This is a genomic window from Pseudomonas sp. LAMO17WK12:I10, from assembly GCF_900215185.1.
In the GTDB taxonomy this organism is placed as follows: domain Bacteria; phylum Pseudomonadota; class Gammaproteobacteria; order Pseudomonadales; family Pseudomonadaceae; genus Aquipseudomonas; species Aquipseudomonas chlororaphis.
In genome coordinates, this window is record NZ_OBDX01000014.1 from 153,772 (window position 1) to 178,398 (window position 24,627).

Here is a 24,627-nt window from a genome sequence, read left to right on the forward strand (position 1 = left end):
AAACGCAAAACGCCCCGGTCTTTCGACAGGGGCGTTTTGCGTAAGACTGGCGTCATTGGCGCCGGTCAGCCGGCCCGGCGCAACAGCCAGGCCCCGGCCAGGGCACAGATCCCGGCGGGAACCAGCACCGCGAACAACGGCGAGAAGCCGAATACCAGGCTCGACGGCCCGAGCAGGTCCTGGGCAATGCGGAAGGTGAACCCCACCAGCACGCCGGTGAACACCCGCTGACCGAGCGTCACCGAACGCAACGGACCGAAAATAAACGAGATCGCCATCAATACCAGGGCCGCGGTGACCAGCGGTTGCAGCACCTTGACCCAGAACGCCAGCCAGTAGCGACCGTTGTTCAGGCCCTGATCGGCCAGATAGTGGATATAGCCCCACAGACCGCTGATCGACAGCGACTCCGGCGCCATCACCACAGTACTCAGCAATTGCGGGCTCAAGGCCACGTCCCAACGTTCCTGCGGGACGTTGATGACTTCGGTGCTGCCCTCGCGGAAATAGGTGGTGGTGACGTCGCTCAGCTGCCAGTAGTTTTCTTCGAAACGGGCCTGGCGAGCGAAGCTCGAGGACAGCATGTGCCGCTGATCGTCGAAGTGGTAACGGGTCACGCCATACAGCAAGCCGTTGGGTTGCACGGCATTGATGTGGATGAACTCCTCACCCTGGCGGTGCCACAGGCCATGCTTGGAACTTTGCGCATCGCCCGAACCCTGGGCCAGCGCGCGACTGGCCTGCGCCTGGCTTTCCGTGGCAGGAGCGACGTACTCGCCGATCAGCACACCCGCCACCATCAGGAACAGCATCGGCTTCATCACCGCCCAGACGATCCGCCCGATGGACACGCCAGCGGCCCGCATGATGGTCAGCTCGCTATTGCTGGCCAGGCTGCCCAGGCCGATCAGGCAGCCGATCAGGGCCGCCATCGGCAGCATTTCATAAAGCCGGCGAGGCGCCGTCAACGCGACAAAACTCAGCACATCCATCACGGTGTAGCTATCGCTGGCGCTGCCCATCTCGTCGATGAAGGCGAACAGCGACGCCAGGCCGAGAATGATCCCCAGTACCGCCAGGATGGCCAGCAGGACACTGTTACCGATGTAGCGATCGAGTTTAACCACGAGCCACCTCCTTCATGCTGCGGCGGCTCGCCAGTTTCAGACGCAAGGGTTCCCAGTACAGCAACCCGAGGCCAATCAATAGAAACAGTCCGTGCACCCACCACAGGCCCAGCGCCTGCGGCAGCTTGCCTTTTTCCAGCGAGCCACGGGCCGCGATCAGGATGGTCAGGTAAGCCATATAAAGAAGAATCGCCGGCAACAGCTTGAGGAAACGGCCCTGGCGCGGGTTGACCCGGGACAGCGGCACCGCCATCAAGGTCACGACAAACACCAGAAGCGGCAGGGAAATACGCCATTGCAGCTCGGCATGGGCGCGCAGATCCGGATTGCCGATCAGATCGCGGGTCGGCATGGCGTCACGGTCGGTAACTTCTTCACTGACATCCGGCTTGGCCAGCAACACGCCGTAGGTGTCGTACTTGATGATCCGGTAATCGGCCTGACCCGGATTACCGTCGTAGCGATAACCGTTTTCCAGAATCAGGTAGCGGTTGCCGTCCGGACGAACGTCCTGGTGCCCCTTCTCCGCCACCAGCACCGAGATACCCTGGTCCTTCTTGTCCTGGCTCAGGCGTTTTTCCGAAATGAACACGCCACCGAGGTTGGTCCGGTCATCGGACAACTGCTCGGTGTAGGTCACCCGCGTGCCGTCGTTGAGGGCCTGGAAACGGCCTGGCACCAGGGTATCGAACTCGGTCAGAGCATCCTGCTTGTTGAGGATCAGTTGGAACTGGTTGGCGCCCTGAGGCGCCAGGCTCAGGCTCAGCCAGGCCACGATCAGTGCAACCAGGGTCGCCGGAATCATGGTCATGCCCAGCAGGCGCTGCTGGCTCATGCCGGTGGCCGAAAGCACAGTCATTTCGCTTTCGAGGTACAGCCGGCCATAGGCCAGCAGAATGCCGAGGAACAGCCCCAGGGGCAGGATCAATTGCAGGAAGCCCGGCATGCGGACCCCCATGATCAGGAACAGCGAGCCCGGGTCCAGTGCGCCCGAGGCCGCTTGCGCGAGGTATTTGACGAAACGTCCGCTCATGATGATGACCAGCAGTACAGCGCTCACGGCGCTCAGGGTCAGCAACACTTCGCGGGATAGATAACGGAAGACGATCAAACCAGACACTCCAGGGTTGTCAGGCTAAGGCGGCCAAACAAGCAAACACGGCCCGTGAAGCCGAGCCGCCGAAAAAGATGGCGCATTATCCTGTGATTGCATGCGCCTGTCACTGCGCATGCTCACGCAGGCCTCTAAAGCGGCGAAGTTCGCTCATGGGAGGGTTGTCAGCCTCGACCGCCCGGGTTCAAACTGGCGGCCCTGTCGTTGGCCGCTGCCGACGCCTCTTCCTTATAAAAGCTGCATACATGACAAGCCTGGCGCACGGCATTGGCCCTGCGCTCTTTGACCATTAATTCAGGGACCCGGACATGGAACTGGTTGTAAAAAGCGTTAGCCCGGAAACGTTGAAGACCGCCACCCTGGTGGTCGCCGTCGGCGAAGGCCGCAAGCTCGGCAGCGTTGCCAAACAACTCGACGAGCTCAGTGGCGGCGCCATCGGCGCGGTACTCAAGCGCGGCGACCTGGACGGCAAGGTCGGCCAGAGCCTGCTGTTGCACGCCCTGCCAAACCTGAAGGCCGAACGTGTCCTGCTGGTCGGTACCGGCAAGGACACCGAACTGGGCGACCGCCCGTTCCGCAAGATCGTCAGTGGCATCCTCAATACCCTCAAGGGCCTGGGCGGCAGCGATGCCGTGCTGGCGCTGGACGAAGTGGTGGTCAAGGGCCGCGACAGCTACGGCAAGACCCGCCTGCTGGCTGAAACCCTGGTGGATGGCGAATACAGCTTCGACCAGTTCAAGAGCCAGAAGGCCGAACCGCGCGCCCTGAAGAAAATCACCCTGCTGACCATCAAGGCCGCGCAGGCCGAAGTCGAGCGCGCCGTGGCCCACGCCAAGGCGATCGCCAACGGCATGGCGTTCACCCGCAACCTGGGCAACCTGCCGCCGAACATCTGCCACCCGACCTTCCTCGGCGAACAGGCCAAGGCCCTGGGCAAGGAATTCAAGGCCCTGAAAGTCGAAGTCCTCGACGAGAAGAAGATCAAGGAACTGGGCATGGGCTCGTTCTATGCCGTGGGCCAGGGCAGCGCCCAGCCGCCGCGCCTGATCGTCATGCAATACAACGGCGGCAAGAAGTCCGAGAAGCCGTACACCCTGGTCGGCAAGGGCATCACCTTCGACACCGGCGGCATCAGCCTCAAGCCTGGCGCCGGTATGGATGAAATGAAGTACGACATGGGTGGCGCCGCCAGCGTGTTCGGCACCCTGCGCGCCGTGCTGGAGCTCAAGCTGCCGATCAACCTGGTGTGCATCCTGGCCTGCGCCGAGAACATGCCGAGCGGCACCGCTTCGCGTCCGGGCGACATCGTCACCACCATGAGCGGCCAGACCGTGGAAATCCTCAACACCGACGCCGAAGGCCGCCTGGTGCTGTGCGATGCCCTGACCTACGCCGAGCGCTTCAAGCCACAGGCGGTGATCGATATCGCCACCCTGACCGGCGCCTGCGTGGTCGCCCTCGGCTCCCATACCTCGGGCCTCCTGGGCAACAACGACGAACTGATCGGCCAGTTGCTGAGCGCCGGCGTCCAGGCTGACGACCGTGCCTGGCAACTGCCGTTGTTCGACGAGTACCAGGAACAGCTGGACAGCCCGTTCGCCGACATCGCCAACATCGGCGGGCCGAAAGCCGGGACCATTACCGCTGCCTGCTTCCTGTCGCGCTTCACCAAGCAGTACAACTGGGCGCACCTGGATATCGCCGGTACCGCCTGGACCAGCGGCGGCAAGGACAAGGGCGCCACTGGCCGTCCGGTTCCCCTGCTGACCCAGTACCTGCTGGACCGCGCCAAAGCCTGAAACCTATGACCTCGGGGTGCGCCCACACGCGGCGCACTCCCGGGTTCAGGAACCGCAATGACCAAAGTCGACTTCTATATCCTTCCCAGCGCGGATCCTTCGGCGCGCCTGGACTTCGCCTGCAAGCTCACCGACAAGGCCTGGCGCATGGGGCACCGCATCTACCTGCATTGCAGCGACGCGGCCCAGCGCGATGAGCTCGATGCCCGGCTGTGGCGCTTCAAGGGCGAAACCTTCGTGCCCCACGGTCCCGCCGAAAGCGAACCGGATGGCCTGATCGTTCTCGGCCTGGGCGAAGCCCCCGGCGAGCACCATGACCTGCTGGTCAACCTGGACCTGAAAGTCCCGGCATTTGCCCAGCGTTTCGCCCGCATCGCCGAAGTGGTGGTGGAAGACCCGACTATTCGCCAGGCCGCCCGCGAGAGTTTCCGTTTCTACCGCGAACAGGGCTATCCTCTGCAAGATCACCGTTTACAGCGACTCTGAGCCATCGATGGACACTCCCAAACCGCTGCAAAAGTCCGCGCACCTGCTGGATGACCTCGAGTCCATCCGCCAACTGCTCGGCGATGACGACCTGCAACCTCCGCTGCTGACCGAGACCGTCGACGGCGAAGTGCAGATTCCGCTGCTGTTCGATATGGTCGGCGGCAAGCCTGCCGTCGAAACCCACGAAGAGGCGCCGGCAGAACCACAACCGGCTCCCGCTCCGGTAGTCGAACCGCAACCCGCCCCCGTAGTTGCCGCGCCAGCCCCGGCACCGACACCGACACCGACACCGACACCGAAACCCGCGCCAGCACCCAAGAGCCAGGATGCCCTGCTGCACCTGGACAGCGAACTGCGCGCCGCCGCGCAACTGATCATGCAAGACGTGATCGACGACTTCGCCCCGCACATCGAAACCGAGATCAAGCGCCGCCTCGATGCGCGAATGGATCGTTTGCTGAGCCAGTACGACGCCTGATCCCCTGCCGTATTCAGCGGACAAACCTCGCAGCTACAGGCCACCCAGCGTCTGTAGGCGCGAGGCTTGCCCGCGATAACGCCCTGGCGGCAAGCAAAAACCCCGCTCATTGGGCAACTTTCGCCCTCCCGCCGTCAGCCTGCTCTACGCGCATCGGCTCATCCCCGCTATACTTCCCGGCTTTTCCTGAATAAATGCCAATAGGGTCCCGCCGCGCATGGATAAGACCTACCAGCCGCACGCCATTGAAACTTCCTGGTACCAGACCTGGGAGTCAGAGAATTACTTCGCCCCGCAAGGCGCGGGCGACTCGTACACCATCATGATTCCGCCACCGAACGTCACTGGCAGCCTGCACATGGGCCATGGCTTCAATAACGCGATCATGGACGCCTTGATCCGCTTCCGCCGCATGCAGGGCCGCAACACCCTGTGGCAGCCGGGTACCGACCACGCCGGTATCGCCACCCAGATGCTGGTGGAGCGTCAGATCGAAGCCCAGGGCCAGAATCGTCACGATCTGGGCCGGGAAAAATTCCTCGAGAAAGTCTGGGAGTGGAAGGATCAGTCCGGCGGCAACATCAGCCGTCAGATCCGCCGCCTGGGCTCGTCCGTCGACTGGAGCCGCGAGCGCTTCACCATGGACGACGGCCTCTCCGAAGCCGTTAAAGAAGCCTTCGTGCGCCTGCACGAAGATGGCCTGATCTACCGCGGCAAGCGTCTGGTCAACTGGGACACCAAGCTGCACACCGCGATCTCCGACCTCGAAGTGGAAAACCACGACGAGAAAGGCTCGCTGTGGAACCTGCGCTACCCGCTGGCCGACGGCGCCAAGACCGCTGAAGGCCTGGACTACCTGATCGTTGCCACCACCCGTCCGGAAACCATGCTCGGCGACTCCGCCGTGGCCGTTAACCCGAACGATGAACGCTACCAGGCGCTGATCGGCAAGTTCGTCGAGCTGCCGCTGGTGGGTCGTCGCATCCCGATCATCGGCGACGACTACTGCGACCCTGAATTCGGCACCGGCTGCGTGAAGATCACCCCAGCCCACGACTTCAACGACTATGAAGTCGGCAAGCGCCACAACCTGCCGCTGCTGAACATCTTCGACAAGAACGCCGAAGTGCTGCCAGCCGCCCAGGTGTTCAACCTGGACGGCACGCTGAACGAAAGCATCGACGGCAAGATCCCGGCCGAATTCGCCGGTCTCAACCGCTTCCAGGCGCGCAAGGAAATCGTCGCCGCGTTCGACGCCGCCGGCCTGCTGGTCAGCGTCGACGACCACGCCCTGAAAGTGCCGAAAGGCGACCGCTCCGGCACCATCATCGAGCCGTGGCTGACCGACCAGTGGTATGTCTCCACCAAGCCGCTGGCCGAGCCGGCCATTGCCGCCGTGGAAGACGGCCGCATCGCCTTCGTGCCAAAACAGTACGAAAACATGTACTTCTCCTGGATGCGCGATATCCAGGACTGGTGCATCAGCCGCCAGCTGTGGTGGGGTCACCGCATCCCGGCCTGGTACGACGAGTCGGGCAAGGTTTATGTAGGCCGCGACGAAGCCGAGGTGCGCGCCAAGCACAACCTCGGGCCTGAGGTTGCACTGCAACAGGACAACGACGTCCTCGACACCTGGTTCAGTTCGGGCCTGTGGACCTTCTCCACCCTGGGCTGGCCGGAGCAGACCGAATTCCTCAAGACCTTCCACCCGACCGATGTGCTGGTGACCGGTTTCGACATCATTTTCTTCTGGGTCGCCCGGATGATCATGCTCACCATGCACCTGGTGAAGAACGAAGACGGCACGCCGCAGGTTCCGTTCAAGACCGTGTACGTACACGGCCTGGTTCGCGACGGCCAGGGCCAGAAGATGTCCAAGTCCAAGGGCAACGTCCTTGACCCGCTGGACATCATCGACGGCATCGATCTGGAAACCCTGGTGCAGAAACGCACCACCGGCATGATGCAGCCGCAACTGGCGAAGAAGATCGAGAAGCAGACCCGCCAGGAGTTCGCCGACGGCATCGCCAGCTACGGCACCGACGCCCTGCGCTTCACCTTCTGCTCGCTGGCGTCCACCGGCCGCGACATCAAGTTCGACATGGGCCGCGTCGAAGGCTATCGCAACTTCTGCAACAAGATCTGGAACGCCGCACGCTACGTGCTGGACAAGGGCGAAGACTGCGGCCAAAACGGCGAAGCCTACGAGCTGTCGCTGGCCGATCGCTGGATCATCTCCCAGCTGCAGCGCACCGAAGCCGAAGTGACCCGCCAGCTGGACCAGTTCCGCTTCGACCTGGCAGCCCAGGCGCTGTACGAGTTCATCTGGAACCAGTACTGCGACTGGTACCTGGAATTGTCCAAGCCAGTGCTGTGGGACGAAAACGCTCCGGTCGAGCGCCAGCGCGGCACCCGCCGCACCCTGGTGCGCGTACTGGAAGTGGCGCTGCGCCTGGCCCATCCGTTCATGCCGTTCATCACCGAAGAAATCTGGCAGCGCCTGGCGCCGCTGGCCGGCATCCAGGGCAAAACCATCATGCTGCAACCTTGGCCGGTGGCCAATGAAGCACGCATCGACCAGGCCGCCGAAGACGACATCGAATGGCTCAAGGGCCTGATGCTCGGCACCCGTAACATCCGTGCCGAAATGAACATCGGCCCGGGCAAGCCACTGGCGTTGTTCCTGAAGAACGTCAACGCCGAAGACCAGCGTCGCCTGAGCGAAAACGAGACCCTGCTGAAGAAGCTGGCCAAACTCGAATCGATCACCGTGCTGAAGGCCGGCGACGAAGCACCGCTGTCCGCCACCGCCCTGGTCAGCGAAATGGAAGTGCTGGTGCCGATGGCCGGCCTGATCGACAAGGGTGCCGAACTGGCGCGCCTGGACAAGGAAATCCAGCGTCTGCAAGGCGAAGTCCAGCGGGTCGGCGGCAAGCTGTCCAACGCCGCCTTCGTCGACAAGGCCCCGGCCGAAGTCATCGACAAGGAGCGCGCCAAACTGGCCGAGGCCGAACAGGCCCTGGGCAAGCTGGCCGAGCAGCACGCACGGATTTCCAGCCTGTAACGGCGATTCGAGCGGTAAAAAAAGGGAGCCCTGCAAAGGGCTCCCTTTTTTGTGCCCGACCGAAAAGCTTATGCCTCTGTAGGAGCAAGGCTTGCCCGCGAAGCGTTATTCCTGGCACACCGCGTTATCCTCGGCGGCTCCTACAGAGGCTACGTCGCCCGGGCAGATATGGGACAATGCACGCCACTTTGAGCCATACCCGAACCGATTTCGCCCATGACTGCCCCCCGCCCTCCCAAAGCTCCGCGCACCAAGCCTCAACCTGCAGCTCCGGCCAAGGCCGTCGCGCCACGGGAAAAGGCCAGCCTGCACCCGCGCAATCGCCATCAAGGCCGCTATGACTTTCCACAGTTGATCAAGAGCACCCCGGAGCTGGGGGCTTTCGTGATCATCAATCCCTACGGTAAGGAGAGCATCGACTTCGCCAACCCGGCGGCGGTGCGGGTGTTCAATCGGGCATTGCTCAAGGCGTTCTACGGCATCGCCCATTGGGATATTCCGGCTGACTTCCTCTGCCCTCCGGTCCCCGGTCGTGCCGACTATGTGCATTTCCTGGCCGACCTGCTGGCCGAGCGTAACGAAGGCGTAATTCCCCGCGGCGCGGCGGTGCGGGTGCTGGACATCGGAGTCGGCGCCAACTGCATCTACCCACTGATCGGCCACTGCGATTACCGCTGGCAATTCCTCGGTTCCGACATCGACACCACCGCCCTCGCCGCCGCCAAGGCGATCGTCCAGGCCAACGGCCTGAACAAGGCCATCGGCCTGCGCCAGCAGAGCAACCGCAAGCAGATCCTGCTGGGGCTGCTGGAGAGCGACGAACGCTTCGACCTGACCCTGTGCAATCCGCCCTTCCATGCCTCCCTGGAAGAAGCCACGCGCGGCAGCCAGCGCAAATGGCGAGCGCTGGGCAAGGCCGATCCCAAGCGCAAGCTGCCGGTGCTGAACTTTGGCGGCCAGGCGGCGGAGTTGTGGTGCGAAGGTGGCGAAGCGCGCTTCGTGACCCAGTTGATCGGCGAAAGCGCCCAGGTGGCGCAACAGGTGTTGTGGTTCAGCACCCTGGTGTCGAAAGCCTCGAACCTGCCGGCGATTCAGGTCGCGCTGAAAAAGGCTGGAGCACTGGAGAGTCAGGTGGTGGAAATGTCACAGGGGCAAAAACAGAGCCGCTTCGTTGCCTGGACCTTCAAGGACAAGGCACAGCAACAGGCCTGGCGCCAGGAGCGTTGGGTTCAAAAGGGATAGATACGAGGGGTAAAACGGCGATTTACCTTGCGTAAATCGTTGCGGCCTTAGAGCCTGAAAACCGTGCCCGGAAGTGTTCCGAGGCACGGTCTTACTGCAGTCTTACTTGTTGATCGAGTCGGTCAGGCCTTTAGCCACAACCAGCTTGATAACTTTCTTGGCAGCGATTTCGATGGCAGCGCCAGTCGATGGGTTACGGCCAGTACGGGCAGGACGCTCGGTCACTTTCAGTTTGCCGATACCTGGCAGAGTGATTTCGCCGCCATTTTCCAATTGATCAGCAACGATCTGGGCCAGTTGGTCCAGAGCGTTACGCGCGGTGGTTTTCGGCGCGTCGATAGCTTCAGCGATATCAGCGATCAGTTGGTCTTTAGTAATAGCCATTGTGGTGTTCCTTCCCTATCAAATTCATTTGGATTGCAGAGTGCAGTGTCAGCCATCGAGCCAGATCTTGTGGATCTGGCACCCCGGTCACAACCACGAAAGATCGGGGTTATAGATACCGAAATCAGGGTTTGGTTCGACCTGACAAATGCTGAATGCACGCTTAACGCCGAGACATCGCGTAAGACGGGGCAAAACTAGCACAGAGACGGGGAAATATCCGCCTCTACCTAGCCATTTGGTCAGCTTTATTGCTCTAAATCCGTAAAAAAATGCATAAGCTTGACCCAGGCCGCCTTCCACACCCTTCAAACAGCGCCAAAACCAGCGGGTGCGGTACACTGGGCACTTTTTCGGGGAGTCACGCCCTCTCCCGCCAACCAGCCGAGAAGCCCATGCCGATCCGCCATTGCATCGTCCACCTGATCGACAAAAAACCCGACGGCACACCCGCAGTTCTGCACGCCCGCGATTCCGAACTGGCTGAATCCGCGGCCATCGAGAACATGCTCGCCGATCTCAACGAAAGCTATAACGCCAAACAGGGCAAAGCCTGGGGTCTGTTCCACCCGGAGTCCGGCGCGTTTCCCTTCAGCGGCTGGCTGAAGGAATACCTCGATGGCGGCCAGGACTTCACCGCCTTCAGCCGCGTCGCGGTCGAGCACCTGCAAAAGCTGATGGAAGAATCCAACCTGTCGGTCGGCGGCCACGTGCTGTTCGCCCACTACCAGCAAGGCATGACCGACTACCTGGCCATCGCGCTGCTGCACCACAGCGAAGGCGTGGCGGTGACCGACGAGCTGGACGTGACCCCGTCCCGCCACCTGGACCTGGGCCAGCTGCACCTGGCCGCGCGGATCAACGTCTCCGAGTGGCAGAACAACAAACAGTCGAAACAGTACATCTCGTTCATCAAGGGCAAGAACGGCAAGAAAGTCTCGGAGTACTTCCGCGACTTCATCGGCTGCCAGGAAGGCGTCGACGGCCCGGGCGAGACCCGTACCCTGCTCAAGGCGTTCAGCGACTTCGTCGAAAGCGAAGACCTGCCGGAAGAATCCGCCCGGGAAAAGACCAAGGCCCTGGTGGACTACGCCAGCAGCCAGGCCAAGCTCGGCGAACCCGTGGGCCTGGAAGAACTCTCGGAACTGATCGACGAGGACCGCCCCAAGGCGTTCTACGATCACATCCGCAACAAGGACTACGGCCTGTCGCCGGAGATCCCGGCGGACAAGCGCACCCTCAACCAGTTCCGCCGCTTCACTGGCCGCGCCGAAGGCCTGTCCATCAGCTTCGAGGCGCACCTGCTGGGCTCGAAGATCGAGTATGACGAAGAAGCCGGGACCCTGATCATCAAGGGCCTGCCGACCCAACTGACCGATCAGCTCAAGCGCCGCAACTGATGCTGCAGGGCGTGCTGAAGAAATTCCTGCTGATCCTGCTGGTGGTCGTGGCGTACCAGAACTGGGGCAAGCTCGAGCACCTGTTCAACCCCTCTCAGGCCGCATCGGAACAGGTCCGGGCCAATGCCCGGGTGGTGCTCTACGCCACCGACTGGTGTGGCTACTGCAAGGCCACCCGGCGCTTTCTCGATCAGAAGGGCATTGCCTTTCGCGAGTTCGATATCGAGAAGGATGCCGAGGCGCGCAAGGCTTATGAAGCCCTGGGTGGACGAGGGATTCCGATCCTCGATGTGAATGGCACGCTGATCCGCAACTACGACCCGGACCAGATCATGGCGGCGTTGCAGCGCTAAGCCTTCATCACGAACCTGCTCGCCCCTACAGGCTGTAAGAGCGAGCTGGCTCACGATAGATTCTCAGCCTTACAGCGCCTCGATACGGAACCCGAGACGCGGGAAGTGCACATGCACCCACCCGCCGCGCGGGTCTTCGCGACGCAGAATCAACTCCTCGCGCCCGGCAAACAGCAACTCCCCCTCCACCGGATCGACGCCATAGTCGGTCGCCGCGATCCGCACCTGCTGGCCAGCCTGGAAACCGTTCGGGTCAATGAAGGCTTCATCCGGCAAGGCTGCCGGTGTAGCCCTGCGCGCCACTTCGAGCGCCTCTTCGGAAGTCATGGCACTCGAAGCACCATGACCGAACCCCAGTACCCGGGCCAGCCACGCCGACACCGCCGGATAGGCGTCCACCAGCGGCGCAGTCACCGGCGTGCCCTTGAGGAACCACAAGGGGTGGGCCATGGCAAAGTCGGCAATCGACGGCTCACCGAACAGGAAGTCGCCCTCCTCACGCTGCAACTGCTGCTCCAGGCGCGCCATGAGCGTCGGCCATTGATGCTTGGCCAACTCCAGCGGCACGCGGGTGGAACTGCCGCCGCTGAACAGCCCGGCGCGGTCGGTCATGAAGGCCTTGACCGCTTCCGGCGACAAATGGCCGAAACGCACGGCCGCCGACTCCGGCTGGAACACCAGGCTCACCGTATGCTGGAACACCACCGAATCGGCCCAGGCCGCGAAGGTCGCGCTGACCATTTCCCGGCCTTCGGGAAACAGTGCCGGCGAGGCCTTTTCCTGCTCCAGACGCCGGGCGATCAGCGCCGTGTCGCAATAGATATCGGCGCCGACCTGCAGCACCGGGGTCTTGCGATAACCACCGGTGAGCGCGGTGAGATCGGGTTTGGGCATCACCGGCGAGATCTTCACCGAGCGCCAGGACAAGCCCTTGAAGCCTAGCAACAGGCGGGCTTTTTCCGCGAAAGGCGAGGTCGGGTAATGATGCAGAATCAACTCTGACATGCTGGGGTCCACCGGATAAGTAGGAAGAACCAGCTTAGCGTGCAAACGCCTGGCAGCCCACCGCTCTGCCTGATGGCAACGTATCAGTCCGCTTGATAAGCCACGACGGCCGAGGCCACCAGGCATTCCTTGGCACTTTTGCGGAGTTTCTTGATCAGCCGTTCCTGGCGCAGGGCTTCGCTCTTGTCGCGGCAGGCTTCGGTATAGACCAGCGCGACGGCCGGGCTGGAGAGGAAGAAGCGCGCACCCTTGCCGCTCTGGTGCTTGGCGAAGCGCTTGACCGGGTCGTCGCTGATGCCGCAGTACAGGGCACCGTTGGCGGCGCGCACCAGGTAGACAAACCAGGGTTTGCTCACCACAGGTACAGGCTCGGAATCGCTGGCGGGGGATGGGCTGGGGCGGGTCACGGTGATCGCGGCGTGTGGATAACAAGCCGCGATCTTACCAGAGGCGAAGATTCAGCGGCCGGCCTGGAAGGCTTTCAGGCCTTTGCGGGCCTGGGCGCGCACGGCGTTTTTCAGCAGCGGGGTCCAGCCGAGGATCAGGCCCTTGGTGCCCAGGGCTTGGCGGGCCCAGCGCCACATATTGAAATGATCGTGGTGCTCGCAGATCTTGCCGTCACGGAACACGAAACGCGCCTGGATATCGTTGACCACGGTATTGCCGGTCTGGCTGAACAGGTAAGTCGCCACCCAGTGGGCCTCGCCGCTGCGCTCGTCGGCGCGGACCTTATCGAAGACCAGGGAGAAGTCCTTGGCCCGGGTGGTGAGCATGCGCCACATGTCAGCGGCATCGCGGCCGCGCAGTTCGCCGAACGCCGGATCACTGAACAGCACATCCTCGGTGTAGCAGGCGGCCATGGCCTCGGCATCCAGGCGCTGGAAGGCGCTATAGAACTCAGTGATCAAGGCGCGGTGGGCGTCACTCATGAAACAGGCTCCGACTCAGGGAAAGATGCCTGCACGATAGTCTGCAAACCCGGGAAACACTATCGGCATTCGCCGCGCAAATACCGACAGTGGGTTGGCTCAGATTTTTTCGCTTTCGACCTGCACGTAGAGTGAGCGCCCGGCCCCCAGGCCGGCGATTATGGCCCCCAGGCCGATCACCGCGAAAATCCAGCCCAGGGCCGTCCAGCCACCGGTCCAGTCGTGCACCAGGCCGACCGCGAACGGCCCCATGGAGGCCAGGGTGTAGCCAAAGCCCTGGGCCATGCTCGACAGATTGGCCGCCACATGGGCGTCCTTCGAACGCAGGACGATCAGGGTCAGCGCCAGGCTGAAAGTACCGCCCTGCCCCACGCCCAGCAGGATCGCCCAGCCCCACAGGCCGTCGAGCGGGGCATACAGGCAACCGAACAGGCCGCCGAGGGTAAGCAGCATCACCACCACGATAGCCAGGCGCTGATCCTTGCCCCGCGTTGCCAGCCAGGGCGCGGCCAGCGAACTGGCGAGCTGGACGATCACCGAGCCGGACAGCACCAGACCGGCCTGGGTCGGGCTCAGGCCGCGGCCGATAAGGATCGACGGCAACCAGCCAAACACGATGTAGGCCAGCGAGGATTGCAGGCCCATGTACAGCGTCACTTGCCAGGCCAGCGGGTCGCGCAGCAAACCGCGCACCCGATAGGCCACATGGTGCGCGCCCTGCCGCTTGCCGACCTGGGGCAGCCAGAACAGCGCCGCTACCAGCGCCGGCAGCACCCAGAAGCCGAGGCCCAGCGCCCAGCTGTTATCGAAGTGCTGGCTCAAGGGCACGGTCGCCCCCGCGGCCATCGCCGCGCCCAGGCACAGGGCCATGGTGTAGACGCCGGTCATGGTGCCCGCGTGTTTGGCGAAGTCGCGCTTGACGATACCCGGCAGCAACACCCCGATCACACCGATGCTGGCGCCACCGAGGATGCTGCCGGCAAACAGCCCGACATCTCCCAGGGAACTGCGCAGGATGATCCCGCCCGCCAGCGTCAGCAGAATGCCGAGCACCACGCGCTCGGCGCCGAAGCGCCGCGCCAGCACCGGGGCCAGAGGGGCGAACAAGCCCAGGCACAGCACCGGCAAGGTGGTCAGCAGGCCGGCCTGGGCCGCCGACAGCCCGAGACTGTGCGACACCTCGCTGAGCAGCGGCGCCATGCTCGACAGCGCCGGGCGCAAATTCAGCGCCACCAGGATCAGCCCCAGCAGCAGCAGCCACGGGCGACTTGGGGCCGGGTGGCTCTGCTGGACCTCGGCATCGTCGGCTTCGGCATCGATCAACAGCTCTTCGAGCTCGGCCTCGCGTCGAGGGACAGCAATAGGTGGCGGGTTATTGGCCTGGTGGCTGGACATGGCGCTCTCGGTCTCAAGGTTCATTGATCAGCTGCCGCGAAATGGCCTTGGCCCGCTCCGGGTCGCGCTGCTCGACGGCGTCCAGCAGGTCGATGTGCAGATCGAACACCGCCTGGCGCCGGGGATGGATGTTCAGGGTCTGGCGCAGTTGCGCGCCGACCACGCTGGAGAAATAGCGGTACAGCTCGCTGAGGGTGGGGTTATGCGCGGCGTCCACCAGGCGCCCGTGAAACACCAGGTCGCAGGCGATATAGCTCTCCAGATCGCCGTGATAGTGATCGCCACTGAGAGCCAGGGCTTCGCGCAACGCCAGCAGGTCCTGGTCGGTACGCCGCAGTGCCGCCAGGCCGATGGCCTCCGTCTCGATGATCTGCCGGGTTTCGCGCGCCTGCTCCAGGGAGCACTGGGACAGGGCCTTGAGGGTGTCCAGCGGATCGACCACCGCACGCAGGTAACTACCGTCGCCCTGGCGAATCTCCACCAGACCGGAAAACGCCAGGACCCGCATGGCTTCGCGCACGGTATTGCGGCTGATGCCGAGCTCCGCCGCCAGCTCCGGTTCGGTCGGCAGGCGCTGGCCGATGCTCCATACACCGTCATTGATGCGTTGGCGCAGCTGTTCCAGGGCCTGATCGACCAGGGAACGTTTAATCAAAGGAGAAGTGTCTGTCATATGCCGTCGCCTTTTCATCCAATCATCGGATGAATTTTTTTGGCATATTAGTCAGCTTCGCGTGGGTGAACAACAAAGCCGATGCATGCATGTAGCAAGCGGAAAGGAAATCCGATTGCCAAAAAAACCCTTTAAGGGTAATTTCATCTCGACTTCAGGTGTCTTATGGAAAAGCACACACCTCATTACGACCTGTCGGTGATCAAGGCGGATGTCGCCCGTCTGGGGGCAGCCGCCTTTACCCGAACCGCCCTGGTCAGCGGCCGGCACCTCGGCCTGACCTGCCGGGACATGCAGCAGGTGGTTGCCGGGCTGCAGGGGAAAATGCTCTACAAGTCGATGACCAGCTATCTCGATCATCGAATCTGGCAGGACGTGTATTACACGCACATCGATTCCGTGGAGCTGTACATCAAAGTCACTTACCGCCCCGGCGGCGGTCCCCCAGTGATCTCCTTCAAGGAGAAACACCCATGAAACAAAGACAATGCGTCAGTTGTGGGGCCCCGGCCGGCATGCAGCCGTTCGAGAACCGCAGCGAGCTGATCGATTACAAGCACATGGTGCGTCAGGTTCATGGCCTGGCCGGCTGGGAATGCCAGGCCTGCGCAGAAATCGAGTTCGACGCCGCCAGCGCCGAACGCTACGCCAACGCCGGCGACCAATTGCTGGAAGATTGCCGGCAGTTCATGGCCAGCGAGATGAAACGCATCCGCCGCAAGCTGCACCTCTCGCAGAAGGATGCGGTAAAGCTGCTCTCCGGCGGCGGGCACAACGCCTTCTCCCGCTACGAACGCGGCGAGGTCGCCCCGCCCCAGCCGCTGTTCATGTTGATGCGCCTGCTCGATCGTCATCCGCAACTGATGGCCGACGTGCAGGCACTCAGCGAACAACAAGCGCCCGCGGCCGACGACGATCCGCACCAGGCTCGCGTCGCGACGTCATGAAATCCCAGGCAAAAATAAACCCGGCGCCAGGCCGGGTTCATTTTCAAGGCTGTACCTGGATCAGTGCAGGATCTGGCTCAGGAACAGCTTGGTCCGCTCGTTCTGCGGGTTGTCGAAGAAGTCGTTAGGCGCGGCCTGCTCGACGATTTCACCCTTGTCCATAAAGATCACCCGGTTGGCCACGGTGCGCGCGAAGCCCATTTCGTGGGTCACGCAGAGCATGGTCATGCCGTCTTCGGCCAGGCCGATCATGGTGTCCAGAACCTCTTTCACCATTTCCGGGTCGAGGGCCGACGTCGGCTCGTCGAACAGCATGATCTTCGGCTTCATGCACAGCGCCCGGGCAATCGCCACGCGCTGCTGCTGACCGCCGGAGAGCTGGCCCGGGTACTTGTTCGCCTGCTCCGGAATGCGCACGCGCTCCAGGTAATGCATGGCGATTTCCTCGGCCTTGCGCTTGGGCATCTTGCGTACCCACATCGGCGCCAGGGTGCAGTTCTGCAGGATGGTCAGGTGCGGGAACAGGTTGAAGTGCTGGAACACCATGCCGACTTCACGGCGGATCGCCTCGATCTGCTTGAGGTCGTTGGTCAGCTCCACGCCATCGACCACGATGCGGCCCTGCTGGTGTTCTTCCAGGCGGTTCAGGCAGCGGATGGTGGTGGACTTGCCCGAGCCCGAAGGCCCGCACAGGACGATGCGCTCGCCCTGCTTGACGTTGAGGTTGATGTCCTTGAGCACGTGGAACTGGCCGTACCACTTGTTCACGCCCTGCATCTGAATAATGCCTTCAGGGCTCACAGGCTTTTTGATCGCTTCACTCATGGAGATACTCCTAACGCTTGTGGCCTGTGTCCAACTTACGCTCCAGATGCATGGAGTAGCGGGACATACCAAAACAGAAAATCCAGAACACCAGGGCCGCGAAGACATAGCCTTCGGTGGCCATGCCGAGCCATTTCGGGTCGGCGGCGGCTTGTTTCACGCTGTTGAGCAGGTCGAACAGGCCGATGATGATCACCAGGCTAGTGTCCTTGAACAGGGCGATGAAGGTGTTGACGATGCCGGGGATCACCAGCTTCAGGGCTTGCGGCAGGATCACCAGGCCCATGCTGCGCCAGTAGCCCAGGCCCATGGCCGCGGCCGCTTCGTACTGCCCCTTGGGAATCGCCTGCAACCCGCCGCGCACCACTTCGGCGATGTAGGCCGACTGGAACAGGATCACCCCGATCAGCGCCCGCAGCAGCTTGTCGAAGTTCATGCCTTCGGGCAGGAACAGCGGCAGCATCACCGAGGACATGAACAGCACGGTGATCAACGGCACGCCACGCCAGAACTCGATGAAGGTCACGCAGACCACACGAATCGCCGGCATGTTCGAGCGTCGCCCCAAGGCCAGCACGATGCCCAGCGGCAAGGCGCCGGCGATGCCAACGGTGGCGATCACCAGGGTCAGCATCAGGCCGCCCCACTGGCTGGTGGCGACGTTGGCCATGCCAAACAGGCCGCCATGCAGCAGGAAGTAGGCAATGATCGGGTACAGCACCAGGAAGCTCAGGCCATAAATGGCCTTGTGCGGAACCCGGGAGATGAACAAGGGCGCCACGCCAATCACCGCCAGCCACACGGTCAGGTCCACGCGCCAGCGCAGGTCTGCCGGGTAGTAGCCGTACATGAACTGGCCGAAGCGCTGCTGGATGAACACCCAGCAGGCGCCCTCCTTGGTGCAGTCGGCGCGGGTGGTGCCCACCCAGTTGGCGTCGAAAATCGCCCAGCTGAGGATCGGCGGCACCACCAGGTAGATCAGGTAGAAGGCAAACAGGGTCAGCAGGGTGTTGATCCAGCTGGAGAACATGTGTGCCCGCATCCACGCCACGATCCCGATGCTGCTGCTCGGCGGTGGCATGTCGGGTTTGAAAGTATGAGTGCTCATGCGCGTTTCCTCACCGCTCGATCAGCGCAATGCGCTTGTTGTACCAGTTCATCAGCAGGGAAATGCTGATGCTGATCGCCAGGTACACGCTCATGGTGATGGCAATGACTTCGATGGCCTGGCCGGTCTGGTTGAGCACGGTACCGGCGAACAGCGAAACCATTTCCGGATAACCGATACCCGCCGCCAGGGACGAGTTCTTCGCCAGGTTCAGGTATTGGCTGGTCAGCGGCGGAATGATCACCCGCAGGGCCTGCGGAATGATCACCTTGCGCAGCGTCGGGCCGTTGCGCAGGCCGAGGGAACGGGCCGCCTCGGTCTGGCCGTGGCTCACCGACTTGATCCCCGAACGCACGATCTCGGCGATGAACGCCGCGGTGTAGACGGTCAGGGCCAGGGTCAGGGCCAGCAGTTCCGGGATCAGCACCCAACCGCCGACGAAGTTGAAGCCCTTGAGCTCGGGCATTTCCCAGTGCACCGGGGCGCCGAACACCAGCGTGCACAGTGCCGGGATCACCAGGAACAGCGCCAGGCCGGTCCAGAACTTGTGGAACGGCACGCCGGTGTCTTCGAAGCGTTTGTTGGCCCAGCGGCACATCAGCACGATGGCAACGATGGCTATCACCAGGCTGACCACGAACGGCCAGAAGCCGTCGGCCACCAGGGCCGCCGGCATGTTCAGGCCACGGCTACTGACGAAGAAGGTGTCGCCGAAGTTGTGGCTGTTGCGCGGCCCCGGCATGGTCAGGAACACCGCGAAATACCAGAACAGGATTTGCAGCAGCGGCGGAATGTTGCGGAACACTTCCACATACACGGTCGCCAGTTTGCTGATGATCCAGTTCTGCGACAGGCGCGCCACACCGATGATGAAACCGAGGATGGTCGCCAGGATCACGCCGATGAACGTCACCAGCAGGGTGTTGAGCAGGCCGATCACGAACACCCGGGCATAGCTGTCCGCTTCGGTGTAGGAGATCAGGTGCTGAGCGATGCCGAAGCCGGCGCTGCGCTCGAGAAAGTCGAAGCCGGAAGTAATCCCCCGGTGCTGAAGGTTGGTTTGCGTGTTATCGAACAAGTACCAGCCAAGCGAGATCACGGCCACGACGGTAATGATCTGGAATAGCCACGCACGCACTCGTGGATCGCTGAGACTGAGCCTCTGCTTAGGTGCGCCGATTGAGTTTTGCATGAAGTGCCCCGGAAATAATGGAACAAGAACATCACCCGGCGGTTGGCCCGCCGGGCGATAGAACCATCAGCGCACTGGTGGTGCGTATTGAATGCCGCCGTTGTTCCACAGCGCGTTCAGGCCGCGATCGATCTCCAGCGGAGTGCTCTTGCCGAGGTTCTTCTCGAACACTTCGCCGTAGTTGCCTACTTGCTTGACGATCTGTACTACCCAGTCCTTGCGCAGCTTCAGGTCCTTGCCGTATTCACCGTCGGCACCCAGCAGACGCGCAACGTCCGGGTTCTTGGTGGACTTGGCTTCGGCCTCGACGTTCTTCGAGGTGATGCCGGCCTCTTCGGCGTTGAGCATGGCGTAGCCCGTCCAGCGGATGATGGCCAGCCACTCGTCGTCGCCGTTACGCACGACCGGGCCCAGCGGTTCCTTGGAAATGGTTTCCGGCAGAACCACATAGTCCTTCGGCGAAGCCAGCTTGCTGCGCTGGGCGAACAGCTGAGACTTGTCGGAGGTCAGTACGTCGCAACGACCGGACTCCAGCGACTTGGCGCTTTCATCGGAGGTGTCGAAGGTGATCGGGGTGTATTTCAGGCCGTTGCCGCGGAAGTAGTCGGACACGTTCAGCTCGGTGGTGGTGCCGGCCTGGATGCAGATGGTCGCGCCGTCCAGTTCCTTGGCGCTCTTGACGCCCAGCTTGTTGTTCACCAGGAAACCGATGCCGTCGTAGTAGGTGATGAAGCCCGGGAATTTCAGGCCCATGCCCGCGTCGCGGGAACTGGTCATGGTGGTGTTGCGCGACAGGATGTCGATTTCGCCCGATTGCAGCGCGGTGAAACGCTCCTTGGCGTTCAACTGGCTGAATTTCACTTTGGTCGCGTCGCCGAATACCGCGGCGGCCACGGCGCGGCAGATGTCGGCGTCGATGCCGAGGATCTTGCCGGTGGCGTCCGGTACCGAGAAGCCCGGCAGACCGTCGCTCACACCGCACTGCACAAAGCCTTTCTTCTGCACCGCATCCAGGGTCGCACCCGCCTGCGCGAAGCCGCTCATGCCCAGTACCGCGGCGGCCGTGACCACAGCCAGGGTGGATTTCAACATCTTCATTCAAACCTCCAGTTTTGCTCTTGTTGTGTCGGAGCTTGAGTCCTGCCGCACCCTTATGAGGCACTGTTGACCCGTGTTGGCTTTTTATGGGGTCAAGCGGCGTAGGACTTTAGCTATGAGTCTAGTAGGAAAAAATCCATTTAAGAGAAAACCCATACTCACCAAGCGACCGAACGGGCTGTAGCCCTTGCATGTTCGCGAAGTCCGTAGCGGCCACTGGCGAACGTCCATCATCGGATCTTTGCTATCCCACACCCGCCAGTAGCCTGATAGTGTTACCGGCAGGGTGAACGCAATCACTTCACGCAACGGCTATAGCAAAGCCCGTACCAGAGTGCCGGCTAAAGCGGTTCAGCCCGGGGTCAAGAGCAAAACTTGCAGCCTTGCGACATCTTCTTCACTGATCAACCGACCGCGCACCTCGATCACGCACCGCTTGGGCGCGTGCGCACATATTTGGAGCAACCATGACCGAGCCCTTGATTCTTCAGCCCAACAAGCCCGTCGATGCCTGTGTGATCTGGCTCCATGGCCTGGGCGCCGACCGCTACGACTTCCTGCCGGTGGCCGAAGCGCTGCAGGAAAGCCTGTTGACCACCCGCTTCGTCCTGCCCCAGGCACCGACCCGCGTCGTGACCATCAATGGCGGTTATGCCATGCCCAGCTGGTACGACATTCTGGCCATGAGCCCGGCGCGCGCGATCAACCGCGAACAGCTGGACGAGTCGGCCAAACGCCTGAGCGACCTGATCGAAGAACAGCGCGCCAGCGGAATAGACCCTTCGCGGATTTTCCTCGCCGGTTTTTCCCAGGGTGGCGCGGTCGTCCTGCACACCGCCTTCCTTAAATGGCAGGGCCCGCTGGGTGGCGTGCTTGCCCTCTCCACCTATGCCCCGACCTTCAGCGATGAACTCGAACTGTCGGCCAGCCAGCAGCGGATTCCGACCCTGTGCCTGCACGGCCAGTACGACGAAGTGGTGCAGAACGCCATGGGCCGCACCGCCTACGAGTACCTGAAACACCATGGTGTCACCGTGACATGGCAGGAATACCCAATGGGCCACGAAGTGTTACCCGAAGAAATTCGCGATATCGGCGCCTGGCTCGGCGAGCGTTTGCGCTGAATCGATAAGTTAGGTAGCCCGTTGAGCAATCCACTACGCCGCGCCCGATTCTTGCATTACACTGCCCGGCGTACATTCCTTAACCAATTGATGAGATGACCGTGCTCAAAGCACTCAAGAAAATCTTCGGTAAAAGCGAGGCTGAGCAGCTCGCGCCAGGCTCCAGCCCCTCTTCCTCCAGCCCCAGCAGCCGTACCGACGGCCATCAGCCGGAACGGATCGCGCCCGCCTCCGTGGCCAGGCAAGAGCCGGTGGCCCCAGCCGCCCCGACGGCCCAGACCGCGCCGCGCAGCGACAAGCCCAAGGCCGAGCAGCCGCGCCGCCCACGCGCGCCGAAACCACCGGTGAGCACCTGGAAACTGGAAGACTTCGTCGTCGAACCGCAGGAAGGCAAGACCCGTTTCCACGACTTCAAACTCGCGCCGGAACTGATGCACGCGATCCACGACCTGGGTTTCCCCTACTGCACGCCGATCCAGGCGCAGGTACTGGGGTTCACCCTGGCCGGCAAAGACGCCATCGGCCGCGCCCAGACCGGTACCGGCAAGACCGCCGCATTCCTGATCTCGATCATCACCCAGTTGCTGCAGACCCCACCGCCGAAAGAGCGCTACATGGGCGAGCCGCGGGCGCTGATCATCGCGCCGACCCGCGAACTGGTGGTACAGATCGCCAAGGATGCGGCCAGCCTGACCAAATACACCGGCCTCAATGTGATGACCTTTGTCGGTGGCATGGACTTCGACAAACAGCTCAAGCACCTCGAAGCCCGCCATTGCGACATTCTGGTGGCCACCCCGGGCCGCCTGCTGGACTTCAACCAGCGCGGCGACGTGCACCTGGACATGGTCGAAGTGATGGTGCTGGACGAAGCCGACCGCATGCTCGACATGGGCTTCATCCCCCAGGTACGCCAGATCATTCGCCAGACCCCGCCGAAGAGCGAACGCCAAACCCTGCTGTTCTCCGCCACCTTCACCGACGACGTGATGAACCTGGCCAAGCAGTGGACCACCGACCCGGCCATCGTCGAGATCGAAGCCGAGAACGTGGCCAACGCCAACGTTGAACAGCACATCTACGCGGTGGCCGGCGCCGACAAGTACAAGCTGCTGTACAACCTGGTCAACGACAATGGCTGGGAACGGGTCATGGTCTTCGCCAACCGCAAGGATGAAGTGCGGCGCATCGAGGAACGCCTGGCACGCGACGGCGTGAACGCCGCCCAGCTGTCCGGCGACGTGCCGCAGCACAAGCGCATCAAGACCCTGGAAGGCTTCCGCGAAGGCAAGATCCGCGTGCTGGTGGCCACCGATGTCGCCGGGCGCGGCATCCACATCGACGGCATCAGCCACGTGATCAACTTCACCCTGCCGGAAGTGCCGGACGACTACGTGCACCGTATCGGCCGCACTGGCCGGGCGGGCGCCGACGGCGTGTCCATCAGCTTCGCCGGCGAGGACGACTCCTATCAGTTGCCGTCGATCGAGGCGCTGCTGGGTCGCAAGATCAGCTGCGAAATGCCGCCGACCGAGCTGCTGCGCCCCGTGGAGCGCAAGAACGCCCGAAAGCCTGATCGCGAGTGAACGAAGGAGGTTCCAATGGAACCTTCCGAACGAAAAACGCAGCCCGACCACAGGCTGCGTTTTTTTTCGCCTGGATATTGCCCGACAAAACTAAAAGTCCATAATAGACAAATAAGTTTATTTCTTGGGAGCACCCGCATGTCCAGCACGCCGTCCGTGATGACCCAGCCTCAGGCCCGCCAGTTGCTGGCGCAGGTCGACGTGCCGCAGGTTTTGCGCAAGCTGTTCCACGACCTGGCCGCCGGGCTTGCCGTGCAGCCCGCGCAACAGCTGGTGGAGTTTCCCCAGGGCGCCGGGGACTTTATCAACTATCTGGGCGTGCTGGCCGAAGAGCGGGTCTACGGGGTCAAGACCTCGCCCTATATCGTCCGCGCCGAAGGTCCGCTGGTCACCGCCTGGACCCTGTTGATGTCCATGGACAGCGGCCAGCCGCTGCTGCTCTGCGACGCTGGCGAACTGACCACCGCGCGCACCGCGGCCACCACCGCCGTGGCCGTCGATGCCCTGGCGCCAGCCGACGCCAGGCACCTGGCGATCATTGGCAGCGGCCCGGTGGCCCAGGCCCACCTGCATTACGTGAAAGCCCTGCGCGAGTGGCAATCCATCCGCCTGTACTCCCCTGGCCTGGCCGGCAAATCCGCCGAGGACATCGCGCGCCTGAAGGCCCTCGACCCGCGCCTGCAAGTCGCCAGCCAGCTCGATGACGCCCTGCAGGACGCCGACGTCATCATGCTCTGCACCTCCTCCGCCGGCCCGGTGATCGACCCGCGCACCTTGCGCAAGCCAGCGCTGATCACCTCCATCAGCACCAACGCGCCACGGGCCCACGAAGTGCCGCCCGCAGCACTGAAGGACATGCAGGTGTATTGCGACTATCGTCAGACCACCCCCGGCTCGGCCGGCGAGATGCTGATCGCCGGCGAACGGCATGGCTGGGACAAGGCGGCGATTCTCGGCGACCTGCCCGAACTGCTCAGCGACCTGGCGCAACGACCGGAGCCGGGGCGCCACGTGTTCTTCCGCTCCATCGGCCTGGGCCTGGAAGACATCGCCCTGGCCAATGCGCTCTATCATCTGCAACGCAACACATGAACGACCTGTAGGAGCGAGCTTGCTCGCGATAAAAAACTGAACACTACGCGGTGTCGTTGGCGGCCTCATCGCGAGCAAGCTCGCTTGTATGTCTTAAGGTGGGCCTGTCGGGGTGGAGGGACTTAACTCGCTTCTGCAAGCCAGACGGTAGGAGAATTCCCCCACTCTCGCGTTCATCACAAGCGCCGATAAGGAATCCATCG

The 24,627-nt window shown here is 62.5% G+C and carries 24 protein-coding genes; 12 read left to right on the forward strand and 12 right to left on the reverse strand.

Annotation, left to right across the window (positions count from 1 at the left end; all coding sequences use genetic code 11):
- Positions 1-65 precede the first annotated feature (65 nt).
- Complete coding sequence (gene lptG, locus CRO75_RS17010) at positions 66-1,127, reverse strand: LPS export ABC transporter permease LptG (RefSeq protein WP_097136946.1); 1,062 nt, start codon at positions 1,125-1,127, stop codon at positions 66-68.
- Complete coding sequence (gene lptF, locus CRO75_RS17015; protein ID WP_007932149.1) at positions 1,120-2,238, reverse strand: LPS export ABC transporter permease LptF; 1,119 nt, start codon at positions 2,236-2,238, stop codon at positions 1,120-1,122. Before lptF ends, lptG begins: the two co-directional genes overlap by 8 nt.
- 311 nt (positions 2,239-2,549) lie before the next feature.
- On the opposite strand from lptF, the gene CRO75_RS17020 reads away from it, so the two are divergent.
- The 5 genes from CRO75_RS17020 (at position 2,550) to rlmF (ending at position 9,313) form a co-directional block, all read left to right on the forward strand.
- Positions 2,550-4,040 (forward strand): leucyl aminopeptidase, encoded by a 1,491-nt coding sequence (locus CRO75_RS17020; protein WP_097136948.1) that lies wholly within the window; start codon positions 2,550-2,552, stop codon positions 4,038-4,040.
- A 57-nt stretch (positions 4,041-4,097) separates the two neighbouring features.
- Positions 4,098-4,526: a DNA polymerase III subunit chi gene (locus tag CRO75_RS17025; RefSeq protein WP_097136950.1), complete on the forward strand. Its 429-nt coding sequence runs from the start codon at positions 4,098-4,100 to the stop codon at positions 4,524-4,526.
- 7 nt (positions 4,527-4,533) lie between these two features.
- Complete coding sequence (locus CRO75_RS17030) at positions 4,534-5,007, forward strand: DNA polymerase III subunit chi (protein ID WP_097136952.1); 474 nt, start codon at positions 4,534-4,536, stop codon at positions 5,005-5,007.
- A gap of 217 nt (positions 5,008-5,224) precedes the next feature.
- The gene (locus CRO75_RS17035; RefSeq protein WP_097136954.1) at positions 5,225-8,071 is read left to right on the forward strand and encodes a valine--tRNA ligase; all 2,847 of its coding nucleotides are present in this window, start codon (positions 5,225-5,227) and stop codon (positions 8,069-8,071) included.
- 216 nt (positions 8,072-8,287) lie between these two features.
- Positions 8,288-9,313 (forward strand): 23S rRNA (adenine(1618)-N(6))-methyltransferase RlmF, encoded by a 1,026-nt coding sequence (rlmF, locus tag CRO75_RS17040; RefSeq protein ID WP_097136956.1) that lies wholly within the window; start codon positions 8,288-8,290, stop codon positions 9,311-9,313.
- Between the two features lie 102 nt (positions 9,314-9,415).
- On the opposite strand, the gene CRO75_RS17045 is transcribed toward rlmF, so the two are convergent.
- Entirely contained in the window at positions 9,416-9,697 is a 282-nt protein-coding gene (locus CRO75_RS17045) for an HU family DNA-binding protein (protein WP_007932138.1), read from the reverse strand.
- Positions 9,698-10,092: 395 nt separating this feature from the next.
- On the opposite strand from CRO75_RS17045, the gene yejK reads away from it, so the two are divergent.
- Together yejK and CRO75_RS17055 are read left to right on the forward strand one after the other, a co-directional pair.
- On the forward strand, positions 10,093-11,097 hold the full coding sequence (yejK, locus tag CRO75_RS17050; RefSeq protein WP_007932136.1) for a nucleoid-associated protein YejK: 1,005 nt from the start codon (positions 10,093-10,095) through the stop codon (positions 11,095-11,097).
- A complete protein-coding gene (locus CRO75_RS17055) occupies positions 11,097-11,450 on the forward strand; it encodes a glutaredoxin family protein (protein WP_097136958.1) in 354 nt (117 codons plus the stop codon). Before yejK ends, CRO75_RS17055 begins: the two co-directional genes overlap by 1 nt.
- 69 nt (positions 11,451-11,519) lie before the next feature.
- Here CRO75_RS17055 and CRO75_RS17060 read toward each other — a convergent pair whose 3' ends face one another.
- The 5 genes from CRO75_RS17060 to CRO75_RS17080 form a co-directional block, all read right to left on the reverse strand.
- Complete coding sequence (locus CRO75_RS17060; protein ID WP_097136960.1) at positions 11,520-12,455, reverse strand: glutathione S-transferase family protein; 936 nt, start codon at positions 12,453-12,455, stop codon at positions 11,520-11,522.
- A gap of 83 nt (positions 12,456-12,538) precedes the next feature.
- The gene (locus CRO75_RS17065; protein ID WP_097136962.1) at positions 12,539-12,862 is read right to left on the reverse strand and encodes a GIY-YIG nuclease family protein; all 324 of its coding nucleotides are present in this window, start codon (positions 12,860-12,862) and stop codon (positions 12,539-12,541) included.
- 51 nt (positions 12,863-12,913) lie between these two features.
- On the reverse strand, positions 12,914-13,384 hold the full coding sequence (locus CRO75_RS17070; RefSeq protein WP_097136964.1) for a nuclear transport factor 2 family protein: 471 nt from the start codon (positions 13,382-13,384) through the stop codon (positions 12,914-12,916).
- Positions 13,385-13,483: 99 nt separating this feature from the next.
- Positions 13,484-14,803: a CynX/NimT family MFS transporter gene (locus CRO75_RS17075; RefSeq protein WP_097136966.1), complete on the reverse strand. Its 1,320-nt coding sequence runs from the start codon at positions 14,801-14,803 to the stop codon at positions 13,484-13,486.
- On the reverse strand, positions 14,793-15,452 hold the full coding sequence (locus CRO75_RS17080) for a FadR/GntR family transcriptional regulator (RefSeq protein ID WP_097136968.1): 660 nt from the start codon (positions 15,450-15,452) through the stop codon (positions 14,793-14,795). The genes CRO75_RS17075 and CRO75_RS17080 overlap by 11 nt, the downstream gene beginning before the upstream one ends.
- A 165-nt stretch (positions 15,453-15,617) precedes the next feature.
- On the opposite strand from CRO75_RS17080, the gene CRO75_RS17085 reads away from it, so the two are divergent.
- Together CRO75_RS17085 and CRO75_RS17090 are read left to right on the forward strand one after the other, a co-directional pair.
- Positions 15,618-15,929, forward strand: coding sequence for a type II toxin-antitoxin system MqsR family toxin (locus CRO75_RS17085; protein ID WP_053277555.1), 312 nt, complete (start codon positions 15,618-15,620; stop codon positions 15,927-15,929).
- Positions 15,926-16,399, forward strand: coding sequence for a type II toxin-antitoxin system MqsA family antitoxin (locus tag CRO75_RS17090; RefSeq protein WP_097136970.1), 474 nt, complete (start codon positions 15,926-15,928; stop codon positions 16,397-16,399). Before CRO75_RS17085 ends, CRO75_RS17090 begins: the two co-directional genes overlap by 4 nt.
- Positions 16,400-16,459: 60 nt before the next feature.
- Here CRO75_RS17090 and CRO75_RS17095 read toward each other — a convergent pair whose 3' ends face one another.
- From CRO75_RS17095 to CRO75_RS17110, 4 genes are all read right to left on the reverse strand, one after another.
- Complete coding sequence (locus tag CRO75_RS17095; RefSeq protein ID WP_007932116.1) at positions 16,460-17,224, reverse strand: amino acid ABC transporter ATP-binding protein; 765 nt, start codon at positions 17,222-17,224, stop codon at positions 16,460-16,462.
- A 10-nt stretch (positions 17,225-17,234) separates the two neighbouring features.
- Positions 17,235-18,332 carry an amino acid ABC transporter permease gene (locus tag CRO75_RS17100; protein ID WP_009042287.1) on the reverse strand — a complete coding sequence of 366 codons (1,098 nt, stop codon included), beginning with the start codon at positions 18,330-18,332 and terminating at the stop codon, positions 17,235-17,237.
- A gap of 10 nt (positions 18,333-18,342) precedes the next feature.
- Positions 18,343-19,524: an amino acid ABC transporter permease gene (locus CRO75_RS17105; protein WP_097136972.1), complete on the reverse strand. Its 1,182-nt coding sequence runs from the start codon at positions 19,522-19,524 to the stop codon at positions 18,343-18,345.
- A gap of 66 nt (positions 19,525-19,590) precedes the next feature.
- Complete coding sequence (locus tag CRO75_RS17110; RefSeq protein WP_007932108.1) at positions 19,591-20,622, reverse strand: amino acid ABC transporter substrate-binding protein; 1,032 nt, start codon at positions 20,620-20,622, stop codon at positions 19,591-19,593.
- A 467-nt stretch (positions 20,623-21,089) separates the two neighbouring features.
- Here CRO75_RS17110 and CRO75_RS17115 point away from each other — a divergent pair, with 467 nt between their 5' ends.
- The 3 genes from CRO75_RS17115 to CRO75_RS17125 all read left to right on the forward strand — a co-directional run bounded on the left by CRO75_RS17115 (position 21,090) and on the right by CRO75_RS17125 (position 24,424).
- The gene (locus tag CRO75_RS17115; protein WP_097136974.1) at positions 21,090-21,746 is read left to right on the forward strand and encodes an alpha/beta hydrolase; all 657 of its coding nucleotides are present in this window, start codon (positions 21,090-21,092) and stop codon (positions 21,744-21,746) included.
- 95 nt (positions 21,747-21,841) lie between these two features.
- Positions 21,842-23,332 (forward strand): ATP-dependent RNA helicase RhlB, encoded by a 1,491-nt coding sequence (rhlB, locus tag CRO75_RS17120; RefSeq protein WP_097136976.1) that lies wholly within the window; start codon positions 21,842-21,844, stop codon positions 23,330-23,332.
- 138 nt (positions 23,333-23,470) lie between these two features.
- Positions 23,471-24,424, forward strand: coding sequence for an ornithine cyclodeaminase family protein (locus tag CRO75_RS17125; protein ID WP_097136978.1), 954 nt, complete (start codon positions 23,471-23,473; stop codon positions 24,422-24,424).
- Positions 24,425-24,627: the final 203 nt, after the last annotated feature.

What these genes read in the sequence shown, in the direction of transcription:
- rhlB (WP_097136976.1), top strand. Translation starts at nt 21,842, where the DNA reads ATGACCGTGCTCAAAGCACTCAAGAAAATCTTCGGTAAAAGCGAGGCT.
- CRO75_RS17020 (WP_097136948.1), top strand. Translation starts at nt 2,550, where the DNA reads ATGGAACTGGTTGTAAAAAGCGTTAGCCCGGAAACGTTGAAGACCGCC.
- CRO75_RS17125 (WP_097136978.1), top strand. Translation starts at nt 23,471, where the DNA reads ATGTCCAGCACGCCGTCCGTGATGACCCAGCCTCAGGCCCGCCAGTTG.
- CRO75_RS17025 (WP_097136950.1), top strand. Translation starts at nt 4,098, where the DNA reads ATGACCAAAGTCGACTTCTATATCCTTCCCAGCGCGGATCCTTCGGCG.
- CRO75_RS17055 (WP_097136958.1), top strand. Translation starts at nt 11,097, where the DNA reads ATGCTGCAGGGCGTGCTGAAGAAATTCCTGCTGATCCTGCTGGTGGTC.
- CRO75_RS17095 (WP_007932116.1), bottom strand. Translation starts at nt 17,224, where the DNA reads ATGAGTGAAGCGATCAAAAAGCCTGTGAGCCCTGAAGGCATTATTCAG.
- CRO75_RS17105 (WP_097136972.1), bottom strand. Translation starts at nt 19,524, where the DNA reads ATGCAAAACTCAATCGGCGCACCTAAGCAGAGGCTCAGTCTCAGCGAT.
- yejK (WP_007932136.1), top strand. Translation starts at nt 10,093, where the DNA reads ATGCCGATCCGCCATTGCATCGTCCACCTGATCGACAAAAAACCCGAC.
- rlmF (WP_097136956.1), top strand. Translation starts at nt 8,288, where the DNA reads ATGACTGCCCCCCGCCCTCCCAAAGCTCCGCGCACCAAGCCTCAACCT.
- CRO75_RS17030 (WP_097136952.1), top strand. Translation starts at nt 4,534, where the DNA reads ATGGACACTCCCAAACCGCTGCAAAAGTCCGCGCACCTGCTGGATGAC.
- CRO75_RS17070 (WP_097136964.1), bottom strand. Translation starts at nt 13,384, where the DNA reads ATGAGTGACGCCCACCGCGCCTTGATCACTGAGTTCTATAGCGCCTTC.
- CRO75_RS17060 (WP_097136960.1), bottom strand. Translation starts at nt 12,455, where the DNA reads ATGTCAGAGTTGATTCTGCATCATTACCCGACCTCGCCTTTCGCGGAA.
- CRO75_RS17035 (WP_097136954.1), top strand. Translation starts at nt 5,225, where the DNA reads ATGGATAAGACCTACCAGCCGCACGCCATTGAAACTTCCTGGTACCAG.
- CRO75_RS17085 (WP_053277555.1), top strand. Translation starts at nt 15,618, where the DNA reads ATGGAAAAGCACACACCTCATTACGACCTGTCGGTGATCAAGGCGGAT.
- CRO75_RS17110 (WP_007932108.1), bottom strand. Translation starts at nt 20,622, where the DNA reads ATGAAGATGTTGAAATCCACCCTGGCTGTGGTCACGGCCGCCGCGGTA.
- CRO75_RS17100 (WP_009042287.1), bottom strand. Translation starts at nt 18,332, where the DNA reads ATGAGCACTCATACTTTCAAACCCGACATGCCACCGCCGAGCAGCAGC.
- CRO75_RS17080 (WP_097136968.1), bottom strand. Translation starts at nt 15,452, where the DNA reads ATGACAGACACTTCTCCTTTGATTAAACGTTCCCTGGTCGATCAGGCC.
- CRO75_RS17115 (WP_097136974.1), top strand. Translation starts at nt 21,090, where the DNA reads ATGACCGAGCCCTTGATTCTTCAGCCCAACAAGCCCGTCGATGCCTGT.
- CRO75_RS17075 (WP_097136966.1), bottom strand. Translation starts at nt 14,803, where the DNA reads ATGAACCTTGAGACCGAGAGCGCCATGTCCAGCCACCAGGCCAATAAC.
- CRO75_RS17090 (WP_097136970.1), top strand. Translation starts at nt 15,926, where the DNA reads ATGAAACAAAGACAATGCGTCAGTTGTGGGGCCCCGGCCGGCATGCAG.
- CRO75_RS17045 (WP_007932138.1), bottom strand. Translation starts at nt 9,697, where the DNA reads ATGGCTATTACTAAAGACCAACTGATCGCTGATATCGCTGAAGCTATC.